The 286-nt window shown below is 57.0% G+C and carries 1 protein-coding gene; it reads left to right on the top strand.

Translation table 11 applies throughout. From position 1 onward, the window contains the following. Nucleotides 1-10: 10 nt before the first annotated feature. Nucleotides 11-286, top strand: a 276-nt coding sequence (locus tag SB772_RS40090) for a TonB-dependent receptor domain-containing protein (RefSeq protein ID WP_410838529.1), incomplete at its 3' end; no start/stop codon positions are given.

Consider the following 286-nt stretch of genomic DNA (forward strand, 5'->3'; position numbering starts at 1 on the left):
CTATGCGTATGTGAACGCGGAAATCCGCGAGAAAGGCGACACCTACGGCAATCTGGTACCATTCTCCCCGAAACATAAAGGCACGCTGGGCGTGGACTACAAGCCAGGAAACTGGACGTTCAATCTGAACAGCGATTTCCAGTCCAGCCAGTTTGCGGATAACGCCAATACGGTGAAAGAGAGCGCCGACGGCAGTACCGGCCGCATTCCCGGCTTCATGCTCTGGGGCGCACGCGTGGCGTATGACTTTGGCCCGCAGATGGCAGATCTGAACCTGGCATTCGGT

The sequence above is a fragment of the Paraburkholderia sp. SIMBA_030 genome (genome assembly GCF_046535245.1).
In the GTDB taxonomy this organism is placed as follows: domain Bacteria; phylum Pseudomonadota; class Gammaproteobacteria; order Burkholderiales; family Burkholderiaceae; genus Paraburkholderia.